The organism is Cupriavidus sp. YAF13, assembly GCF_052113425.1.
In the GTDB taxonomy this organism is placed as follows: domain Bacteria; phylum Pseudomonadota; class Gammaproteobacteria; order Burkholderiales; family Burkholderiaceae; genus Cupriavidus.
Window position 1 is genome coordinate 95356 of the sequence record NZ_JBFRDD010000003.1, and the last position, 17452, is coordinate 112807.

The 17452-nt window shown below is 61.1% G+C and carries 16 protein-coding genes; 10 read left to right on the forward strand and 6 right to left on the reverse strand.

Translation table 11 applies throughout. The annotated features are described in order from the left end of the window. Nucleotides 1-82 precede the first annotated feature (82 nt). The 3 genes from AB4061_RS03890 (at nucleotide 83) to AB4061_RS03900 (ending at nucleotide 2418) form a co-directional block, all read left to right on the forward strand. Nucleotides 83-706: a hypothetical protein gene (locus tag AB4061_RS03890; RefSeq protein WP_441631066.1), complete on the forward strand. Its 624-nt coding sequence runs from the start codon at nucleotides 83-85 to the stop codon at nucleotides 704-706. 658 nt (nucleotides 707-1364) lie between these two features. After that, on the forward strand, nucleotides 1365-1721 hold the full coding sequence (locus AB4061_RS03895; protein WP_441631068.1) for an STAS/SEC14 domain-containing protein: 357 nt from the start codon (nucleotides 1365-1367) through the stop codon (nucleotides 1719-1721). 262 nt (nucleotides 1722-1983) lie between these two features. Beyond that, nucleotides 1984-2418 (forward strand): MarR family winged helix-turn-helix transcriptional regulator, encoded by a 435-nt coding sequence (locus AB4061_RS03900; RefSeq protein WP_441631069.1) that lies wholly within the window; start codon nucleotides 1984-1986, stop codon nucleotides 2416-2418. 44 nt (nucleotides 2419-2462) lie between these two features. Here AB4061_RS03900 and AB4061_RS03905 read toward each other — a convergent pair whose 3' ends face one another. Then, the gene (locus tag AB4061_RS03905; RefSeq protein ID WP_441631071.1) at nucleotides 2463-3239 is read right to left on the reverse strand and encodes an enoyl-CoA hydratase; all 777 of its coding nucleotides are present in this window, start codon (nucleotides 3237-3239) and stop codon (nucleotides 2463-2465) included. 698 nt (nucleotides 3240-3937) lie between these two features. Here AB4061_RS03905 and AB4061_RS03910 point away from each other — a divergent pair. Next, complete coding sequence (locus AB4061_RS03910) at nucleotides 3938-4363, forward strand: DUF5990 family protein (protein WP_441631073.1); 426 nt, start codon at nucleotides 3938-3940, stop codon at nucleotides 4361-4363. Continuing rightward, nucleotides 4360-5307, forward strand: coding sequence for a GNAT family N-acetyltransferase (locus AB4061_RS03915; RefSeq protein WP_441631075.1), 948 nt, complete (start codon nucleotides 4360-4362; stop codon nucleotides 5305-5307). The genes AB4061_RS03910 and AB4061_RS03915 overlap by 4 nt, the downstream gene beginning before the upstream one ends. A gap of 393 nt (nucleotides 5308-5700) precedes the next feature. On the opposite strand, the gene AB4061_RS03920 is transcribed toward AB4061_RS03915, so the two are convergent. Next, on the reverse strand, nucleotides 5701-6732 hold the full coding sequence (locus tag AB4061_RS03920) for an NAD(P)H-quinone oxidoreductase (RefSeq protein WP_441631077.1): 1032 nt from the start codon (nucleotides 6730-6732) through the stop codon (nucleotides 5701-5703). A 158-nt stretch (nucleotides 6733-6890) separates the two neighbouring features. On the opposite strand from AB4061_RS03920, the gene AB4061_RS03925 reads away from it, so the two are divergent. Beyond that, on the forward strand, nucleotides 6891-7775 hold the full coding sequence (locus AB4061_RS03925; protein WP_441631079.1) for a LysR family transcriptional regulator: 885 nt from the start codon (nucleotides 6891-6893) through the stop codon (nucleotides 7773-7775). Nucleotides 7776-7861: 86 nt separating this feature from the next. Here the strand turns inward: AB4061_RS03925 and AB4061_RS03930 are convergent, their stop codons facing one another. Then, nucleotides 7862-8230: a UTRA domain-containing protein gene (locus AB4061_RS03930; RefSeq protein WP_441631081.1), complete on the reverse strand. Its 369-nt coding sequence runs from the start codon at nucleotides 8228-8230 to the stop codon at nucleotides 7862-7864. A 110-nt stretch (nucleotides 8231-8340) separates the two neighbouring features. Here AB4061_RS03930 and AB4061_RS03935 point away from each other — a divergent pair, with 110 nt between their 5' ends. Next, nucleotides 8341-9711, forward strand: coding sequence for a class-II fumarase/aspartase family protein (locus tag AB4061_RS03935; protein ID WP_441631083.1), 1371 nt, complete (start codon nucleotides 8341-8343; stop codon nucleotides 9709-9711). 23 nt (nucleotides 9712-9734) lie between these two features. After that, nucleotides 9735-11141 carry a cation:dicarboxylate symporter family transporter gene (locus AB4061_RS03940; RefSeq protein WP_441631085.1) on the forward strand — a complete coding sequence of 469 codons (1407 nt, stop codon included), beginning with the start codon at nucleotides 9735-9737 and terminating at the stop codon, nucleotides 11139-11141. A gap of 34 nt (nucleotides 11142-11175) precedes the next feature. Here AB4061_RS03940 and AB4061_RS03945 read toward each other — a convergent pair whose 3' ends face one another. Further along, nucleotides 11176-12633 (reverse strand): MFS transporter, encoded by a 1458-nt coding sequence (locus tag AB4061_RS03945; RefSeq protein WP_441631087.1) that lies wholly within the window; start codon nucleotides 12631-12633, stop codon nucleotides 11176-11178. 97 nt (nucleotides 12634-12730) lie between these two features. On the opposite strand from AB4061_RS03945, the gene AB4061_RS03950 reads away from it, so the two are divergent. Then, nucleotides 12731-13606, forward strand: coding sequence for a LysR family transcriptional regulator (locus tag AB4061_RS03950; protein WP_441631089.1), 876 nt, complete (start codon nucleotides 12731-12733; stop codon nucleotides 13604-13606). Nucleotides 13607-13745: 139 nt separating this feature from the next. Here AB4061_RS03950 and AB4061_RS03955 read toward each other — a convergent pair whose 3' ends face one another. Then, nucleotides 13746-14312: an antibiotic biosynthesis monooxygenase gene (locus AB4061_RS03955; RefSeq protein ID WP_441631091.1), complete on the reverse strand. Its 567-nt coding sequence runs from the start codon at nucleotides 14310-14312 to the stop codon at nucleotides 13746-13748. 1102 nt (nucleotides 14313-15414) lie between these two features. Further along, complete coding sequence (locus tag AB4061_RS03960; protein WP_441631093.1) at nucleotides 15415-16134, reverse strand: tetratricopeptide repeat protein; 720 nt, start codon at nucleotides 16132-16134, stop codon at nucleotides 15415-15417. A gap of 713 nt (nucleotides 16135-16847) precedes the next feature. On the opposite strand from AB4061_RS03960, the gene AB4061_RS03965 reads away from it, so the two are divergent. Continuing rightward, on the forward strand, nucleotides 16848-17366 hold the full coding sequence (locus tag AB4061_RS03965; protein ID WP_441631095.1) for a GNAT family N-acetyltransferase: 519 nt from the start codon (nucleotides 16848-16850) through the stop codon (nucleotides 17364-17366). Nucleotides 17367-17452: the final 86 nt, after the last annotated feature.

Below are 17452 nucleotides of genomic sequence, written 5' to 3' on the forward strand. Positions count from 1 at the left end.
TCCTAAAGTAATTAAATGGCTCAGATGGAAGTCGTAAGCGATGTCGCTAACATGAAAGAAAGAGCCGTGAACGCAGAATCCCGTGAAGCAGATTCCAACATCTTCGAAAACTCATATGGCCGAGCATCTGAATGTCGTCATCATTCTAGAGCGAGTCGTCTCTGCCGCAGAACGCGTGAGTATTGTTTTCGAGCTATCGAGTCTCTACGCCAGCGAACTTGGGAACCTTCAAGAGGTCTGCAGGAATGACTACAACACCGGTGCGTCGCATTGCAAATTGTGGCCTGCAGGCAAGACTCTGCTCGAAACTGCGCCGTGTAGGGACGAGTTGCTGTTCATTTACGGTGACAAGTCTTTCGCGGGCTCCGGCGCTAGAAGTAGCCTACACATTGCCGAGAACGGTCAGCGAACGTCGTTTACCGCCTCGTTCCCGCTTTCCGTTGAACTTGATTGCGGGCTTCTCACGCGGCGCCTTCTGGCGACAGCGGAGCTTGCCGGGCGCATAGCAGGTACCTCTATTGTCCTCGCCGGTTGGGAACTTGAAGGTGACATCGATCAAACCGCAGAAGACGTGTTACTACACATCGCCGACGACGCGCTATGTCTATGGATTGCAGGTCCTAAGCAACAAATCACCACGGTTCCTCACCACTTTGCAATGGCCGACGAGTCGAATTACGCCGTTCTGCTTGCTCGAAAGTCCTAATCAACTTGGTGGCTCGCTGTCGGTCCCTGGAAGCCGGAATGGCCGAATACCGGAAGGCTCCGGCCAGCTTACCAGGACGCCTGGCTGTCTCATAAGGGTCAGGACCAGCCCCTCATCCCAGGCGGGCTCAGTGACTGCGGCACGGGCCAAGGAGGGCGCCCGGCAAGCGCGTGTCCGTGGATAACTCAACGATGAATGAGCCAAGGCTGCGATAGTTTAGCCTTGGGGGGGGGGCGCAGCGGTTCAGAGTTATAGGATCAAACTGGCCCGAAGCCCAAGCGCTGCAAGGGTTGCCAGTTAATCGTTCAGGAGGGACGCGACAACAGGCTGGCAGAGCACCGTCTCCTCCATGTCCCCATTCACTGTGAGACAAATCGTGCCGTTCGCCCACTAACTAGGAGAATCCTGCCCAGTTTGTTTGAGACTCGGCAAGCTAAGTCATTGATTCTTTGTACACCCGTTGCCCAATGAATTTGAGACGGAACGGTCACGTCTCACGGTTAGTGGCTTTTCCTTCACAGTTCCCGGGCCCAGTTCTGGCGAACCAGGAACCCCTGTGATCCGGGCCGTGCGAAAAGGCGTACCATCACGTAGTGATCAAACGCTAGGTTTGTCCGTGCCTGAGCGTGTAACACCTCCCAAGCCAAGTGGTCCTGCCATGATCCTGTATCACACTGACCCCGATTCCCCTGTCGTCGAGATTTCCGTCGAAGGCAAAATCACTGACCGCGATCTGCGCGAAGCCATCGAGCGCCTGCGAGGGGATCTCGAACTGAACGGCAAGACCCGCGTGCTCGAACGCATCGAGCATTTCACCGGCATCGAGCCAAAGGCACTGTGGACCGATTTGACGCTCGGCGTTTCCGTGGCCCGCAAAATCACGCGCGCCGCCGTGGTGGCCGACGCGGGGTGGATCCACGCCTCGATGCATCTGGCGCGGTTCTTTACGAAGGCCGAAGTCAAGGCGTTCCACGTCAACGAGCTGGATCAGGCGCGCGCCTGGATCAACGCCTGAGCGCCGCCCGGCGAATCTCGTTGTCGAGATTCGCTTAACGCCGGACCTTGTTCGCTTGCTGTCGACTGGCGGCATGGCTAGATGCAGACTCGACGCTCGCGTCGCTCACCCCTCGGAGCCAGTGCATCTCATTAGCCTGACTTTGGCCGGTCACGGCAACGAGCCTCAGTCGACGCCGTCGAGGCACTACCTCGACGGCTGGCATCGGGTACGTGATAAAATTCGCATGTGAACTAAATGGCTTCCTATATCCGTCACAGACATGGARCATCGCCTCGTTTATCTATTGAATGTTGGCCAGCGTCGACTGCAGCGGTGGGCACAAGTGCGCACGGCCACGGGTGGCGCGACAGCGGCCCAGGCTGGGCTGCTTTTCTTTCTGGGCAGGAACGACGGCGCGCTGATGAGCGAGGCTGCCGCAGCGCTGGATCTGGGCGCACCCGGGATGAGCGGGCTGGCTGACCGGACCGAAAGGGCGGGCCTGATCGAGCGCCGGCCGGACGAGACCGATCGCCGTGCATGGCGCCTATGGCTGACAGGGGCAGGGCGCTCGGCTCGCCAGCGTTCCAAGGCGGGCATGAAGGAAACGAATGCCAGACTGACCGAAGGTTTTACCGCGGCCGAGATTGACGTAGTAGCGCGGTGGCTGACCAGCCTGCAGACGAAGTTTCCGGCCGCCGACGAGGGCGAGGTGTAACCCGGGCAGCGGCCGGGTAGCGGCCGGACAGCGAGGCACTCGGCTTACCGCGGGGCGACCTTGGTGAAGTCCGGTTTGCGCTTCTCGGCGAAGGCCGAGAATGCTTCCTTGGCTTCGGCACTGGCCAGCCGCTCCTCGAACCTGGCGCTTTCGCTGTTCATCTGCGAAACCAGTTTCTCCGCGTCTCGCATGAGCTTTTTCATTGCGGTAAGCGAGCCGGCGGGCCTGGCGGCAATCTTTTCGGCCATCAGGCGCGCGTCCGCCCGCAGTTGGTCATTGGCACAGACTTTGTTCGCGATGCCCCATGCCACGGCGGTTTGCGCGTCAAGCGGCTCGCCCAGCGCAAACATCTCGAAGGCCCTGACGTGCCCGATGCGCAGGGGAAGCAGGTAACTTGAAGCCGCCTCGGGAACCAGGGCAAGGTTCACGAAGGGCGTGATCAGTTGAGCGTCCTGCGCGAGCACCACGTAATCGCAATGCAGCAGCATGGTGGTGCCGACGCCGACGGCCTTGCCGTTGACCGCGGCGACAATCGGCACGGTCGAGTTGGCAAGGGCGCGCAGAAAGCGGTGCACGTGGCGTTCGCCGGGGCCATTTCCCGCCGCTATTGCTGCGAATTCGCCCACATCATTGCCCGCCGTAAAAATGTCCCCGTCCGCCTGCAGCAGCAATACACGGATATCGCCGTCCTGCTGTGCCTGCTCGATAGCGTCGGCGAGTGCGCCGTACATCTCGTTGGTCAAGGCATTCTTCTTGTCCGTCCGAGCAATCGTAATGGTCAAAACGCCGCTGGTCAGGTCAACACGAATTTCCGAGGTCATGGTCGGTCTCCAGATGGGTTGGGTGATGCCGTGCAGGCATCCCGTTGTAGTTCGCATGCGAAGTATATAGACAATTCGCATGCGAAGTAAACCACTGGACCAAGTCAGTGCGTCGAGAGCCATAGCTGCTCCCCCCATAAATCCTTGGAAGTCTGCGTGTGCGATCTGAGGATAAGTGGTGTATCGAACGAGTTTGGCAAAGGTTCGTTGGTAGAGCGAACCCGTCATCTGCCGCTCCTAGCCGACGGATTGGAACTTGCTGGGAGCGGGTTTCGACGGAGAATGCCTGTAGCGGGCGGCTATGTGAGACGCAGTGGGCATTAGAGGAACGGCGAGATGTTCGGCATCGCGCGTCACGTAGGCCTCTTTTTCCCTACCGGCGCCACATAGTGAATCGCACTGCGTGCAGCCTCTAAATCAATGAACCGGCGAAACGGCAGGCTGTATTGCGTCTGCTCCATGAGTTGGTGTTCGGAGCGGAGGCTGAAGTGCACTTGCAACGTAAGCGTCCCGCCGGCCCACCTTGTCAGCGGACCGATGTCTGTGAGTAAAGCGGTCGCGCTCAGCGCGCGGGACGCCAATGGTGCGGAAGAAGCATCGTCGATGCGGCTGTTCAGTTCAGATGTGTAGGCAGGCGGGTCAACACCCCGTGGCAGAATACGGCTCCCGCGAACGTCTGCATGGAAGGATTGGTTAACATGAGCGATTTCCCCCGTGACATCCAGGTGACCCTGGTGTGCAAGATGCTACCGCCGGTCGAGGAACCGGTGACCGTTGGTATCCAGGACAAGGACCAAAATGTCCATGAGGGCACGCGCAAGCGCGACGGCTCCTTCGAATTCAAGTGCGTGATCCAGGCGCGCGACAAGGGGGCCGGCAATATAGATTTCGCTGGTCCCTTCGTTCACGGCAAGCCTGTAGCGCGTTTTGTGTACCTGAGTTGGAAACGTACTGTCGCATCCATCGCGCCATGGTGGCAGCGGGTCAAGGTACCTCTAGCCTTTAATGTAGCCGAACTCGGGATGGCGACAGCGATCCGGGCAGACATTACCGGTCGTCGACCGCACGCGACTGAGCCGGTCGTCTGGGAGCTCGCTGGACGGTCACTGGACGCCGCCGAATGAAGACGCTAGTGCGACCTCTGCAAACTGCCAGACTGCAGTTGCATGCGTTATGCCTGGACGATGCGCCAGCCTTGTTCGAGCTGTTCCACGATGCCGAAGCGATGCCGTATTGGCACACGCTCCCTCACCAGACAGTGGAGGACACGCGGGCGGCTATCGAAGCCATGTTGCGCCCGCAGCGCGCATGCTGGTGGACCGTGCGTACGGACGCGTCGCAGGAGACGATCGGTTTCGTGGGTTTTCTCGGCTTCGGCACGATCCCGGGCTTCGGTTACGCCATCCATGCCGTACACCGGTCCCGGGGATACGCGATCGAAGCGGCACGCGCAGCACTGGACTTCGGATTTCGGCAGTTGGACCTCGACCGTGTCGAACTGTGGATCCATGAGGCCAACATGTCGTCCCGACGGGTCGCGGAGTCGCTCGGGTTCGCGCAACGAGGCTGTTTCCGCCAGATCTATCCGAGAGAGCGGCAATCGCGTGAAACGTTGGTGTACGGTAGCACGCGTTCGCAGTGGCTCGACCGCAATGCGTCGGAGAACGATCGAGTGCCAATTCACCAAGACAGCGTGCCGCTGTTCTATGGGGTCGAGCCAGTACTGGAGGTGGCTGATGTTGCCTCCGCCGTGGAGTTCTACCGCGAGCAACTTGGCTTCACGGTGGAGTTCGTGTTTGGTGACCCAGTTTCGCATGCCGGGGTGTTCCGGGGCGAGTGGTCCACTCAGGGGCTGCGGCTGCAACTGACACAGCGAGAGCAGGCCTCGGGTGCGCCTTCCGGTTCGCTGTACCTCTTGGTCGCTCCGCGACTGGACACGCTCTATGAGGAGTACCGGCGCAAGAATGTGCCGATCGTCAAGGAACTCGCTTTGTGGCCCTGGGGCCGACGCGAGTTCACCATACGCGACCCGGACGGCCATCTGCTGCGCTTTGGCGAGCCTGCCTAGTCGGGCCTGCAACCGTCTGTCGGCGTGCCCCATGCGCCAAATCGACTGCTCCCGGAACTTAGTTACTTGGGCGCCTGACGCCGAGGCCAGCTCGCAGGCCTCGGGACTAGCGCCACCGAGATCGGTATGGGATCGCGCGCTCAGCGTCGCCCAGTTTTTGAGGCTGTAATCCAACGCCTTGGCCGTGACGCTGCCGTCGGGCACGCGAGATCGCTCCAGTTGCAGCCAGGCATGCAGTTGCTTCCACAGGGGCCGTGCATCGCCGCGCCAGGGCAGTGAAGTGCCCAGTGCCACCCAGGGCGCGACTCTAGGCTGATGAAGAGGGAGGCGTGCCTCCCTCTTCAAAAGCAACGCGCTTTCTTCACGTCCATAACGAAACCGGCAAGCCAGGCTTCAGTCAATGAGCTCGGCACCTGTGGTAAGGACAATCTTTCCAAAGTGTGTGCCGGAATCGATCAGCTCGTGAGCGCCGCGAGCGTCGACTAGCGCAAAGGTCTTGTAGACAACCGGCTTGATCTTGCCGCTCTCGATGTACGGCCAGACCTGCCGTTCGAGTTCATTGATGATGGCCGCCTTGTCCGCGGATGTGCGCGATCGCAGTGTTGAGCCCATATGCGTTAGCCGTTTCGTCATCATCGGCACGACGTTGAGATCCTTCGCCGGCCCCTTGATCACGCCCACCTGGAGGATCCGTCCGTCCATGGCTGCGGCGTCATAGTTTCTGGCCACGTAGTCGCCGGCAATGATGTCGAGGATCACGTCGACGCCTCTTCCATCGGTAGCCCGCTTCGTTTCGGCGACGAAATCTTCCTCGCGGTAATCTATCGCGAGGTCTGCGCCAAGCGCCAGGCTGGCATCCCGATGTGCCTGCGAGCCAACTGTCGTGATGATTTTCGCAGCGCCGAATGCCTTCGCCAGCATGGTCGCCGTGGTACCGATACCTGATGCGCCGCCATGGATCAACACCGATTCGCCGGCAACCAGCTTGCCGCGCTGGAACAGGTTCAGCCAAACCGTCATAAACGTCTCGGGCATGGCGCCCGCTTCCACCAACGTCAGGCCTTTGGGGATATGCATCGTGTTGCAGGCGTGCGCGACCGCATATTCTGCGTAGCCACCACCGGGAATCAATGCGCACACCAGTTCGCCGATCCGGAACTGGGACACGTCGGAGCCAACGGCAACCACTTGACCTGCCACTTCCAGCCCTGGAATGTCCGAAGCGCCGGGGGGCGGATCATACAGCCCTTTGCGCTGGAAAACGTCCGGACCATTCACGGCAGCCGCGTGGATGCGGATCAGAACCTGATCGGCGGCCGGCATCGGCACCGCGCGCGTAGCCGGCACCAGGACCTCAGGACCGCCGGGCTGCTTGATCTCAATGGCTGTCATGGACGACGGCACTCGATAAGTTGACGCAGGCATGGATACCACTCCTTGTATCGATAAGGGATGAGGCTCGATTGATCCGGGTGGATCCTTGAGCGAGGAACTCTTGCGTTCAGTCTAGGCCTCGACGTTGATGAATATATGCAGCAATATTCATGTTGTCGGATGCAAATTTGCATCAGGAGGGCGGCACGATGAACTGGGATGACGCGCGAGTGTTTCTCGCGGTGGAGCGCGAAAAGACGCTCCGCGGAGCCGCCAGGACGCTCAATCTCGATCAGGCGACGGTCGGCAGACGGATTGCGGCGCTAGAGCACGCCCTGCGTGCAACGCTCTTCCTGCGCACCTCCGAGGGTTACGCGTTGACCGCCGCAGGCGAGGCCGCGTTGAGATCGGCGGAGAAAATGGAACACGCCGCACATGAGCTCGTCAGACGAACTCAAGGTACGGATACACGGCTTGCGGGGGACGTAAGAGTCACCAGCACCGACTCGATTGCACTCGAATTCCTGCTTCCGGCCATCGAACGCCTGCATGCTGCGCATCCCGAAGTGCGCGTCCTGCTGGACACGTCGACGCGCATGCTAAATCTGGCAAAGCGTGAAGCGGATATCGCGGTCCGCTCAGTCAGGCCGGATAATCCCGATCTTGTCGCGCGGCGCCTGGCTCGCTGGCCCATTGCGCTCTTTGCCTCGAGTGCTTATCTCGAGCGGCACGGCAAGCCCGCCGCTGGTTCCGCCTTCGCGGGCCACGATCTTGTCGTCTATCAGGGAAACTGGACCGGGAATCGATCACCGACGCTTGCTGGCGAACCGATACATGCGGGGCGCATCGTATCGACCTTCAATTCCAGCCTCATGCTGCGTACCGCGGTAAAGGCTGGCCTCGGCATCGGTGAGCTTCCGATACATCTGGCTGAACACGACGGCCTCGTGCAGATATGGCCGGAACCCGCACGTGGGGCGGTCTACGAAATCTGGCTCGTCACGCATCAGGATCTTCGGCATACCGCGCGCATCGCTGCAATGATCGACGGCATCGTCGCCGCGTTCGAAGATCACACAACCCACGCAAAATAGTCACGCGCGACGTAGCTGCGGCTGCTGCACGTCGCGTTACAAATAGTGTTCGGCAGCGTGCCACCGGCACCATCTCGCCGGACAGCTTATCCAGCCGAACGCTGYAGCCGCATCGAGAGCGAAAAGCGGTCAGCGGGATGCACCGTGACGGAGACCTCAAACACATGACCGCTTGCATCGAAGTAGCGGCGCACGATCTTGAGTGCCGCTTCTCCCGGCGTCAGCCCAAGGGCGTGTGAGATGTCGGTGTCACCGACATTGAAGGCACGCACATCCTGGCGTATCTCGGCAATGCAGCGGCCGTAACGCGCCTCGATCAAGGCGCTGATCAGCGCGCCAGGCGATGCGCGGATGATCTCGCCGATCTCCGCATAGGTTGGGTCGATATACACATCGGTCCAGCCGATTGGCGGCGTGTTGGCATCGCCGTCCCTGAGGGGAGCGGGCGGTTTCATGGCCCTAGGGTAAACCCATGGTTGCGAATATGTTTGAACATATTATAGTTGGATATGTTCGAACATATTGGCGTGTGTTCGCGAAACCAGCAATTACCTCAGAGGCCGATATGTCCACTTTTTCCGTCCCCATGGCTAGCACCGTTGTCGATTCGATTCTGTTCCGCGATGCCTTTGGCACCGCCAAGATGCGCGAGATCTTCTCTGACCGGGCGCTGATCCAGCGTTACATCGACGCCGAGATCGCGCTGGCGAAGGCCGAAGCGCGCGTCGGCGTGATCCCGGCCGAGGCGGCGGAAGTGATTGCACGCGAATCGCGCATCGAGCGTATCGACTTTGACCATATGCGTGAGGAGACGGACATCGTCGGGTACCCGATCCTGCCACTGGTGCATCAGCTTGTGGGCATGTGCGGAGATGCCGGCCGCTACGTGCACTGGGGAGCGACCACGCAGGACATCATGGACACCGCGGTGGCACTGCAGGTGCGCGACGCGCTTGACAGCATCGACGCCGATGTCCGCGAACTGCGCGGCATCCTGGCCGACCTGGCGGTCAAGCACCGCGACACACCCATGGCCGGTCGTACCCACTTGCAGCAGGCGCTGCCGATCACCTTTGGCTACAAGGTAGCGATCTGGCTCGCCATGTTCGACCGCCACCAGCAGCGTCTGGCGGAATTGCGCCCACGGGTGGCGGTGGTGGAGTTTGCCGGCGCGGCGGGCACGCTGGCCTCGCTGGGCGACAAGGGTTTCGAGGTACAGCAGGCGATGGCCGAGGAACTTGGGCTGGGCGTGCCGGCAACTACCTGGCATGTGGCACGTGACGGCTTTGCCGAGGCGGTGAACCTGCTCGCACTGATCACTGGCTCCCTTGGCAAGATCGCACTCGACATCATGATCATGGCGTCGACCGAGTTCGCCGAGGTCTACGAGCCTTTTGTCAAAGGCCGTGGCGCTTCCAGCACGATGCCGCAAAAGCGCAACCCGATTTCCAGCGAACTGATGCTGGCCGCCTCGAAGGCCGTGCGCCAGCATGCCGGCCTGATGGTCGATGCCATGGTGCAAGACTTCGAGCGCGCCACCGGCCCCTGGCATGCGGAATGGATCGCCATTCCGGAGAGCTTCATCTTCTCCTCCGGCGCCCTGCACCAGGCCAGGTTCGCACTGGGCGGCCTGATTGTCGATGCCGAGCGCATGAAGCACAACCTCGGCATCACCCGTGGCCTGATCGTGGCCGAAGCGGTGATGATGGGCATGGCCCCCTTCACCGGCCGCCAGCAGGCGCACGACATCGTCTATGACGCTTGCCGCACCGTGAACGAGAAGGGCGGCACGCTGGCCGAGGCGCTGATGGCACTGCCCGAGGTCACGCAACACTTCGATCGTGCCACGATCGACCGTTTGACGGATCCGGCCAACTATCTCGGCCTGGCTCCGCAGATGGTGGACCGCGCCGTTGCTTTGTCGAGCGACGTGTAAGAAACGGCATCGAGGAGACAGATATGGAAAACCCTTCATCCAGCGCAGATGCGCTGATCTCGCCCCCCAGAAAATTACCCTGGTATCGCAAGCTGGGCATGCAAGTGCTGGTGTCCCTGGTGCTGGGCATCGCGGTGGGCTTCATCTTCCCGAAGTTCGCCTCGCAGCTCAAGCTGCTCGGCGACATGTTCCTCTCGCTGATCAAGGCGGGCGTGGCGCCGCTTGTGTTCCTCACCATTGTCCACGGCATTGCCTCCGCCGGCGATGTGAAGAGTGCCGGCCGCGTTGGCTGGCGCTCCATCTTCTACTTCGAGGTGCTTTCGACCATTGCCCTGGTCGTGGGCATGCTGGCGGGTAACCTCTTGCAGATCGGCAAGGGCATGACCACGGTAGCCACCGGCGCCGCCCCGCCGGTGGTGGCCAAGGCCGGGCCGCACGGCTTCCTGGAGTTCATGGCCCACATCGTGCCAGACAACTTTGTCGGGGCGTTTGCCAAGGGCGAACTGCTGCAGGTGGTGGTGCTTGCGGTGATGGTCGGCATCGGCATCCTCGCCATTCCGGAAGGCCGGCGCGAGAAGATCAACGAGGGGCTCGGCCAGATCTCCGAGGTACTGTTCTCCTTCATCAACCTGGTGATGAAGCTGGCGCCGATCGGCACGTTCGGCGCAGTCGCCTACTCGGTAGGCAGCAACGGCACCGCGGTGCTGATCGCGCTGGCCCAACTGGTGTTCAGCTTCTACGCGGTGGTGGCGGTGTTTATCGTGGTGGTGCTGGGGATGGTGGCTCGGCTGGCAGGCTTCAGTCTCTGGCGTTTCCTGCGCTACATCAAAGACGAGATCCTGATCGTGCTCGGCACCGCCTCGTCGGAGAGTGCGCTGCCTCGCCTGCTGATCAAGCTGGAGCGGTTGGGTTGCGCGAAGCAGACCGTGGGCCTGGTGCTGCCAACCGGCTACGCATTCAATCTGGATGGCACTTCGCTCTTCATGGCCATGGGCGTGATGTTCATCGCGCATGCCTACGGCGTGCCGCTGTCGCTGGATCAGCAGATTGGCATCCTGTTGCTGATGCTCCTGACTTCCAAGGGCGCGGCGACCGTCTCCGGCGGTTCCTTCGTGGTCTTCGCCGCAACGGTGACTTCGACCGGGATGCTGCCGGTCGAAGGACTGGCCGTTATCTTCGGCGTCTACCGCTTCCTGTCGATGGCGATCGCCACCTGCAATACGATCGGCAACAGCGTCGCAACCGTGGTCATTGCCAAGTGGTCCGGCACCTTTGACCGCGAGGCCGCGCAGCGGCATCTGTATCCCGAGCGCTTTCCTGAAACGGCTAACGCCGATGCTGCACTCGACGATGGCAACCTTTTGCCCGAGGACTCCAAGGAGGGCAATCCACACACCGCCGGTATCCCGCTCTCGAAATCCGGAGTGTGATCGGACCATCCCGCCTTGGCGGCGAAGGAGCCAATCAAAGAGCATGAGTTCCCGTGGCGCCTTGCTGCCCGTCCTTGCTAGCGGCGGGACGTTCCGCACGAATGCCAAACCAGCACATCGCGGCTCCCACCAGCAGCAATGCGGCCGCGAGGCAGAGCGATAGATGCATGCCGCGCATGAAGGCTTGCGGGGCCGTGTCGTGCACCAGATAACCGAACCCCGCCACGCCGAGCATGCCGCCTACCTGCCGCGCCGAGTTGAGGACGCCGGAGGCGATGCCCGCGCGGGAGCCATCCACGGCTGACAGCGTGACATTGGTCATGGTCGGCACCATCAGCGCGATGCCGCTGGCGGCCAGCAGCATCGGCGGGGCGAGCAGCCAGTAGGGGCCGTCGATGCGCACCGGCAACAGCATCAGGTAGCCCACGGCGGCCAGGACCAATCCCAGCACCATCAAGTACCTAGCGCCCATCCGCGTGATCAGGCGGCCGGCGAGCACGTTGACTGCCATCAGCACCACCGTCATCGGGAGGAACGCCAGCCCGGTCTGCTGTGGCGATAGTCCCTGCTGAAGCTGGAAGAACAGGCTGAAGACAAAGATCTGGCCATAGTAGGCAAAATTCACGATCACACCGGCGAGCGACGCCACCCTGAACGCCGGGATGCGCAATAGCGCCAGCGGCAGCATCGGCGCAGCACTGCGTGATTCGATGCGGATGAAGGCGGCCGCCGACGCCAAGGCTAGCCACAGCCCCGCCTGCACCCAGGCGTGTCCCCAGCCGAGACGGCCGGCTTCGGTGACCGATGCGGTGAGTGCGGCCAGCGCCAGTATGGCCGCGCCTTGCCCGGGCCAATCCAGGCCGCGGTGATGTCCGCCGCCATCGGCGGCAACATGGCGCAACGTCAGATACAGGCCAATCAGGCCCAGCGGTAGGTTGATCAGGAAGATGCTGCGCCAGCCGAAGTGGGTCACCAGCAGGCCGCCCAGCACCGGCCCGGCCGCCAGCGAGATGCCGCCGATCGCACCCCACCAGCCGACTGCGCGGCTGCGTTGTTCGCGCTCGGGAAACGCCCTCTGGAGCATCGACAGGGAGTTCGGCACCAGCAGCGCCGCACCAATGCCCTGGCCCAGCCGGGCCACCACCAGTATCGCCAGGCTGCCCGCCGCGCCGCACGCCACCGACGTCAGCGTGAACAGCGCGAGCCCCATCAGGAACACCCGCCTGGCACCCAAGCGATCTCCGATCGCTCCGCTGGTCAGTAGCAACGCCGCGAAGACCAGCGTGTAGGCGTTGATCACCCATTGCAGCCCGGCCACATCGGTGGCGAATCCTTGCCGCAAGGTATCCAGGGCGACGTTGACGACGCTGACGTCCAGCAGGACGACGACGAAGCCGAGCGCAGCAGCCAGCAGGGTGGCCCGTTGCGCATTGGTGGTGGTAGGGGTTGTAGGGGTTGTAGGGGTGGTAGATGTGGTGGGGGCGGTAGGCATGGCATGGATTCCAACGATAGGATCTCCGGATGCTAGGCTGCAGACATATCTGCGTAAATTCCATAAAATCTCCACCGAACCTGGAGAAAACGCACAGATGCTCGATTGGGAAAATCTTCGCCACTTCCTGGCAGTCGCCCGCACCGGCACGTTGTCTGGCGCAGCGCGCGATTTGCAGGTGGATCACGCCACGGTAAGCCGCCGGCTGGCCGCGCTGGAAGCCGGGCTGCAAGCGCTTCTGGTAGAGCGCTTGCCGCGCTCGTGCCGCTTGACGCCGCTTGGGGTGTCGGTCTTCGAGCAAGCCAAGACGATGGAAGCCGCCGCATTCGCTATCGAGCGGCAGACGCGTGCCAGCCACGAGCCCGTGAGCGGCAAGGTGTCGCTCAGTGCGCCACCGGTGCTGGCCACACATCTGCTGGCCGGCCGGCTGGCGGATTTCCGCGCGGCTTATCCGGGGATCCAGCTCTCCGTGTCGGCGCAGGCCCGCGCGGTGTCGCTGACGCGCCGTGAGGCGGACGTAGCGCTACGCCTGGTTCGGCCCAGCGAGTCGAGCAGTGTGGTGCGCAAGCTGGGTCAGATGCCATTCGCCCTGTACGCAAGCCTCGACTATCCGGCATTGCGCAATCCTCGCGACTGGACGTTTATTGCCTACGATGCGCAGTTCGCCGACATGCCGCAGCAGCGCTGGCTGCTGGAACTGGCGGGTCCGCGGCCCGTGGGCTGCGAACTGAGCGACATCAGCAGTCATCTCGCCGCTGCCCGCGCAGGGGCGGGCGTGGCAGGCCTGCCTTGTTTCCTCGGGGATGCCGACGCAGGCCTGGTACGGCTGGAGCACGAGGGCGCTGGATTCTCGCGCGACATCTGGCTGGTGGTGCACAGTGACTTGCGGCGCTCGGCCCCTGTGCGCGCGGTGATGGATTTTCTCAGCGAGGTAGTGGCCGGGCACGGCGCATTTGGATCTGCTCCGCAATAGGCCCTGCGCCGGCTACCCACGATGCATGCCCGTTTCGACCGGATGGCGCATCCCCGCCGATCTTCGCGCAGGAGCGACTAGCCGGCAAACACACGATGAGCGGCCTGAGCGCCGCTGCAGCGCATCATCTACGCACTGGTCATTTGAACAGCCAGTGTGCAACGAGCCGCGTATAGCGCGGCATCACCACGTAAACCATCAGGAAGACGATTGCCGCCGCCACGGCTGCCTTGTCGATGAGCGAGTCATGGGCGAAGCCGAGGTGCGTGAGCACAGGCACGACACCCCATGGCACGACGATACTGAGCGGCAGGATGGCGCTCCAAGTGATGAGCCACTGCTTCCACGCGGTTGGGATCTTGACCGGTGCGTTCTTTGGCGTGAACCAGAAATCGAGGCCAGTCCTGATTTCGTATCGGTCGCCTTGCCGCAGCGATGGACGCATTCTCTCGATATGTTGGCGGCGCACATCGGATTCCATCCAAGCGTTGAGGCTTCTGAAGTCGGCGAAGCGGACGATGGTCGCATACTCGCGGCTCATGCCGACCGGACGGACCACATCGGTGCTCAGGTAGCCGGAAAACCTGGAGCACGCGGCTCGGATATCCGCGAGCCACATTTCGTACTGCTCGGCGGCGTCGGGCTCGACCTCGTGGACAATGATGCTCGTCACGATTTCCTGCGGATTGGCGGTGGTCGGGTTCATCGCGCTCCCGGTGGATGGCGGTGACCGCCGAGCAATGCGTATGCGATTCGCTTTGACATGCTTGGCGACGGCACTGTGGATGGACCTCGACATCTTACGCGGAATGCGGTTGTGCGGCAGCAAACCAGTGATGCGAGGTGCATTCACTTCCCGCAATCGGCGCCAATTGTGTTGTGCCGGGCGTGCTTTGGGTCATCCGGCCCTTGCAGGCGGCTCCTGATCACTCACCGTTGGCTTGCGGCCAGGAGGAGGCACCCGCGTGCACTTCTGACTGGCGACTCTCCCAACGATGCTGGGTCTAACAGAGCAGATCCATTCAAGACGGCTGCTTTCCGCTGACGACACTTACTGCAGTCGCACATGTGGAAGCAGACGTTTGGAGCGCGCAGGGAGTGCTAACTTGGGCTCGACTGGTTTTCGGCGGCAAGGCGAGCGAGAAACTCAAGGGTCTCGCAGAAAAAATATTGGACGATGAAATGGATTGCTGCCGCTTCGCTAGCAAATTCCTTCACGAAGTCACCCGGCCCCGGACCTGGCGCCCAATCCCAAACGGAGACATGCCAACGACCTGAAGCACTCCAGATCACCGGAACCGGGGTGTCCGTGTCGTCAAGACTGTGCCCATTTTCGTAGTCTCGACGAAGGCTTGGAAGCGAGTTCCCTTGAACACTAATAGGCTTCATAACCAGGTAGCCAGAAGGGTATGCTCTATGGTCGGTCGGAAAGGAAGGTGCGTCGGGCAATCGCAGGCCGCGACGCCGTAACTCGTCGATGGAAGTACGTGAGAGCGGCATTGCGAGGCGTGGAATTCCGAGTTGGTTGGAGATGGAAGCTGGCTGTTGCATGGAATGTGGCTTTCATTTACGAAGCGCCACTATCCGGGATAGAGCAATCATCTTGCCGGGTGCTACTTCATGGGCAGTACAGATGGCCTGCGGCCACCGAGCAATGCTGAGAAACTGCTGGTAGCCAATACCTAGCTGTCCGCGCACTTTCCCATCGGCGACACTTGTCGGTTCTTCGGCTGATGCGGGCGCTTGAGAATCTGGTCACTAATCGCATTCGCCAGGCGAACGTGGTCGCCGTCGCGCCGCACCGGCACTCACCGAGCTTGGTTGTCCTTTTTTACCCGCTGGGCTTGAATGAAACGGAGTTCATTTGCGGCCTTGGTATCGGAGGCATCCAATTCGAGGCATTTGTGATACAGGGCCTCAGCCTCATCGAATTGGTGCTGTTCTACGTAGACGTATCCCTGGCCGCGCCATGCTCGCGAAAGCTCTGCGTTTTTTAGCGCCGGTGGAGAAAATTCACGCGCTTGCGTTTCGGCAGCTTGGAAGGTCTTCATCGCCAGAGGCCAGTCCTTTTCTCGTTGATACACATTCGCCAGTTCCGAAATAAACTGGGAATTGTGCGGGGCTAGATCAATGGCCTGTTGCAGCGAAACCTTGGCGTCCGCGAGCCGGCCAAGCTCGACCAGCACGTAGCCTTTCATGTAATACGCGTAGGCCCAATTGCCGGAGACAACCCTGGCCGGGGTCTTGGCATTGGCTGCTTCCGAGAGGTAAAGCAATGCCTCGGGCTGGAATCTAGCGCTAAATAGCCTGGCCTTGCTGCCTCGGAACGCGCTCTCATACATGGCGCTTACCTTGTCGAAGTCCTCAATCGCCTCTGCTAGCTTGCCCGTTTTTACCAGCCGCGAACCCTCCAGTAGCAGTCGTGCAGCTTCGGCATCGAGCGCTGAAGGAGTGCTTGCCTCCTGCGCCAAGCACGAGATCGAAAGCAGCAGCGCTACGGTCGTCAGTAGTGCCCGTACCAGATTCATGGAGTATCTCCCCTTACCAGAGCTATCTATCCTTCAATCAACTATCTGCGCCTTGATCTGCGCATCGCATGCGGAATCAGAGAATCGCTGGGTCGCGGGGGATGGCGGCTGCGAAAGTGCGCAGCCGCTTATCGATAGCCTCGTTACCTTCAACGACCATGCCGCCAGATCGGGACGGCTGGAGTCTCGTTTCGCACGGATGCACTCCCAGATCATAGTTCGCGTTGTCATTCTTCTGCGGACTGCAAATTACCATCACCAGAACGGTGGGGGGCCTCCGAAGTGGGGTGTGTTGCGGAGATCCAACGGACGCACTGCATGGTGTCTGTAGGCCGCGCTAGTGCGGCGCTAGAGCGCTTTCGCTAGGATCCTGCATCGACCGGTTGAACCCGCGGCCATGAGCGGCCGCTCATGTATGCCGTGCGACAGAATTCTCGATCGATGGCGCTAGCGCCAGTTCGTACTGCGCGTCAGAGGCCCCAGACAGGTAGCACGACGGGCTAAGATGCGGGATGGTCAGCGCTAAGAGGTTCTGGAATGAGAATTGATGCAACCATCGAGTCCGGGTATCCGGGCATATCATTTCGTCAGTTGGAGCGTGCCGACATGAATGCCTGGTTGCTAGCGATTGACGCCAGACGTTGCGTGGCAACCGCGGCATTCTAAAAATGCGTCATTATTCAAATGACGCAAACGCATATTTCTGAGGCTTTATGACCACCTCCTCGGTTGAAATCCGACTACTTACCGCCGCTGACGCAGCAATCTTCAAGGCAATCCGTCTACACGCTATCGAGAACGCTCCCACGGCAATCTGGCCGACCCGCGTCGAGGAAGAGGCGCGCTCCGTCAGTGAAGTCGCAGGGCGAATTCAATCAACGCCTACGCAGGCTGTTTTTGGTGCGTTTGCTTGTGACACCCTGGTTGGCATCGCTGGCGTACGTCGCGAATCGCTCGCGCAAGTGAGCCACAAGGCCACCATCTGGGGGGTATTTGTTGCCCCAAACCAACGCGGCAAGGGAATCGCGCGGGATCTGTTGAATACTGCGATGGCCCATGCGTCCAAGAACTGGGATAGCGCGCAGTGCAATCTGTGCGTCAATACGGAAAACACGGCGGCCAAGCAATTGTACGAATCATTGGGATTCGCAGCTTTCGGCATCGAACCCCGCGCAATGAAGGTGGATGGGCGGTTCTACGACGAACAGCACATGTTTCTGAAGCTTCGATGATCGCAACGAAGCGGCCTGCGATATTCCCGTTTTCCGCTACACCCATTCATCGGGACGTTGGAATGCCATTGCCATTGCCATTGCCA

What these genes read in the sequence shown, in the direction of transcription:
- AB4061_RS03895 (WP_441631068.1), top strand. Translation starts at nt 1,365, where the DNA reads ATGATCCTGTATCACACTGACCCCGATTCCCCTGTCGTCGAGATTTCC.
- AB4061_RS03905 (WP_441631071.1), bottom strand. Translation starts at nt 3,239, where the DNA reads ATGACCTCGGAAATTCGTGTTGACCTGACCAGCGGCGTTTTGACCATT.
- AB4061_RS03910 (WP_441631073.1), top strand. Translation starts at nt 3,938, where the DNA reads ATGAGCGATTTCCCCCGTGACATCCAGGTGACCCTGGTGTGCAAGATG.
- AB4061_RS03915 (WP_441631075.1), top strand. Translation starts at nt 4,360, where the DNA reads ATGAAGACGCTAGTGCGACCTCTGCAAACTGCCAGACTGCAGTTGCAT.
- AB4061_RS03920 (WP_441631077.1), bottom strand. Translation starts at nt 6,732, where the DNA reads ATGCCTGCGTCAACTTATCGAGTGCCGTCGTCCATGACAGCCATTGAG.
- AB4061_RS03925 (WP_441631079.1), top strand. Translation starts at nt 6,891, where the DNA reads ATGAACTGGGATGACGCGCGAGTGTTTCTCGCGGTGGAGCGCGAAAAG.
- AB4061_RS03935 (WP_441631083.1), top strand. Translation starts at nt 8,341, where the DNA reads ATGTCCACTTTTTCCGTCCCCATGGCTAGCACCGTTGTCGATTCGATT.
- AB4061_RS03940 (WP_441631085.1), top strand. Translation starts at nt 9,735, where the DNA reads ATGGAAAACCCTTCATCCAGCGCAGATGCGCTGATCTCGCCCCCCAGA.
- AB4061_RS03945 (WP_441631087.1), bottom strand. Translation starts at nt 12,633, where the DNA reads ATGCCTACCGCCCCCACCACATCTACCACCCCTACAACCCCTACAACC.
- AB4061_RS03950 (WP_441631089.1), top strand. Translation starts at nt 12,731, where the DNA reads ATGCTCGATTGGGAAAATCTTCGCCACTTCCTGGCAGTCGCCCGCACC.
- AB4061_RS03955 (WP_441631091.1), bottom strand. Translation starts at nt 14,312, where the DNA reads ATGAACCCGACCACCGCCAATCCGCAGGAAATCGTGACGAGCATCATT.
- AB4061_RS03960 (WP_441631093.1), bottom strand. Translation starts at nt 16,134, where the DNA reads ATGAATCTGGTACGGGCACTACTGACGACCGTAGCGCTGCTGCTTTCG.
- AB4061_RS03965 (WP_441631095.1), top strand. Translation starts at nt 16,848, where the DNA reads ATGACCACCTCCTCGGTTGAAATCCGACTACTTACCGCCGCTGACGCA.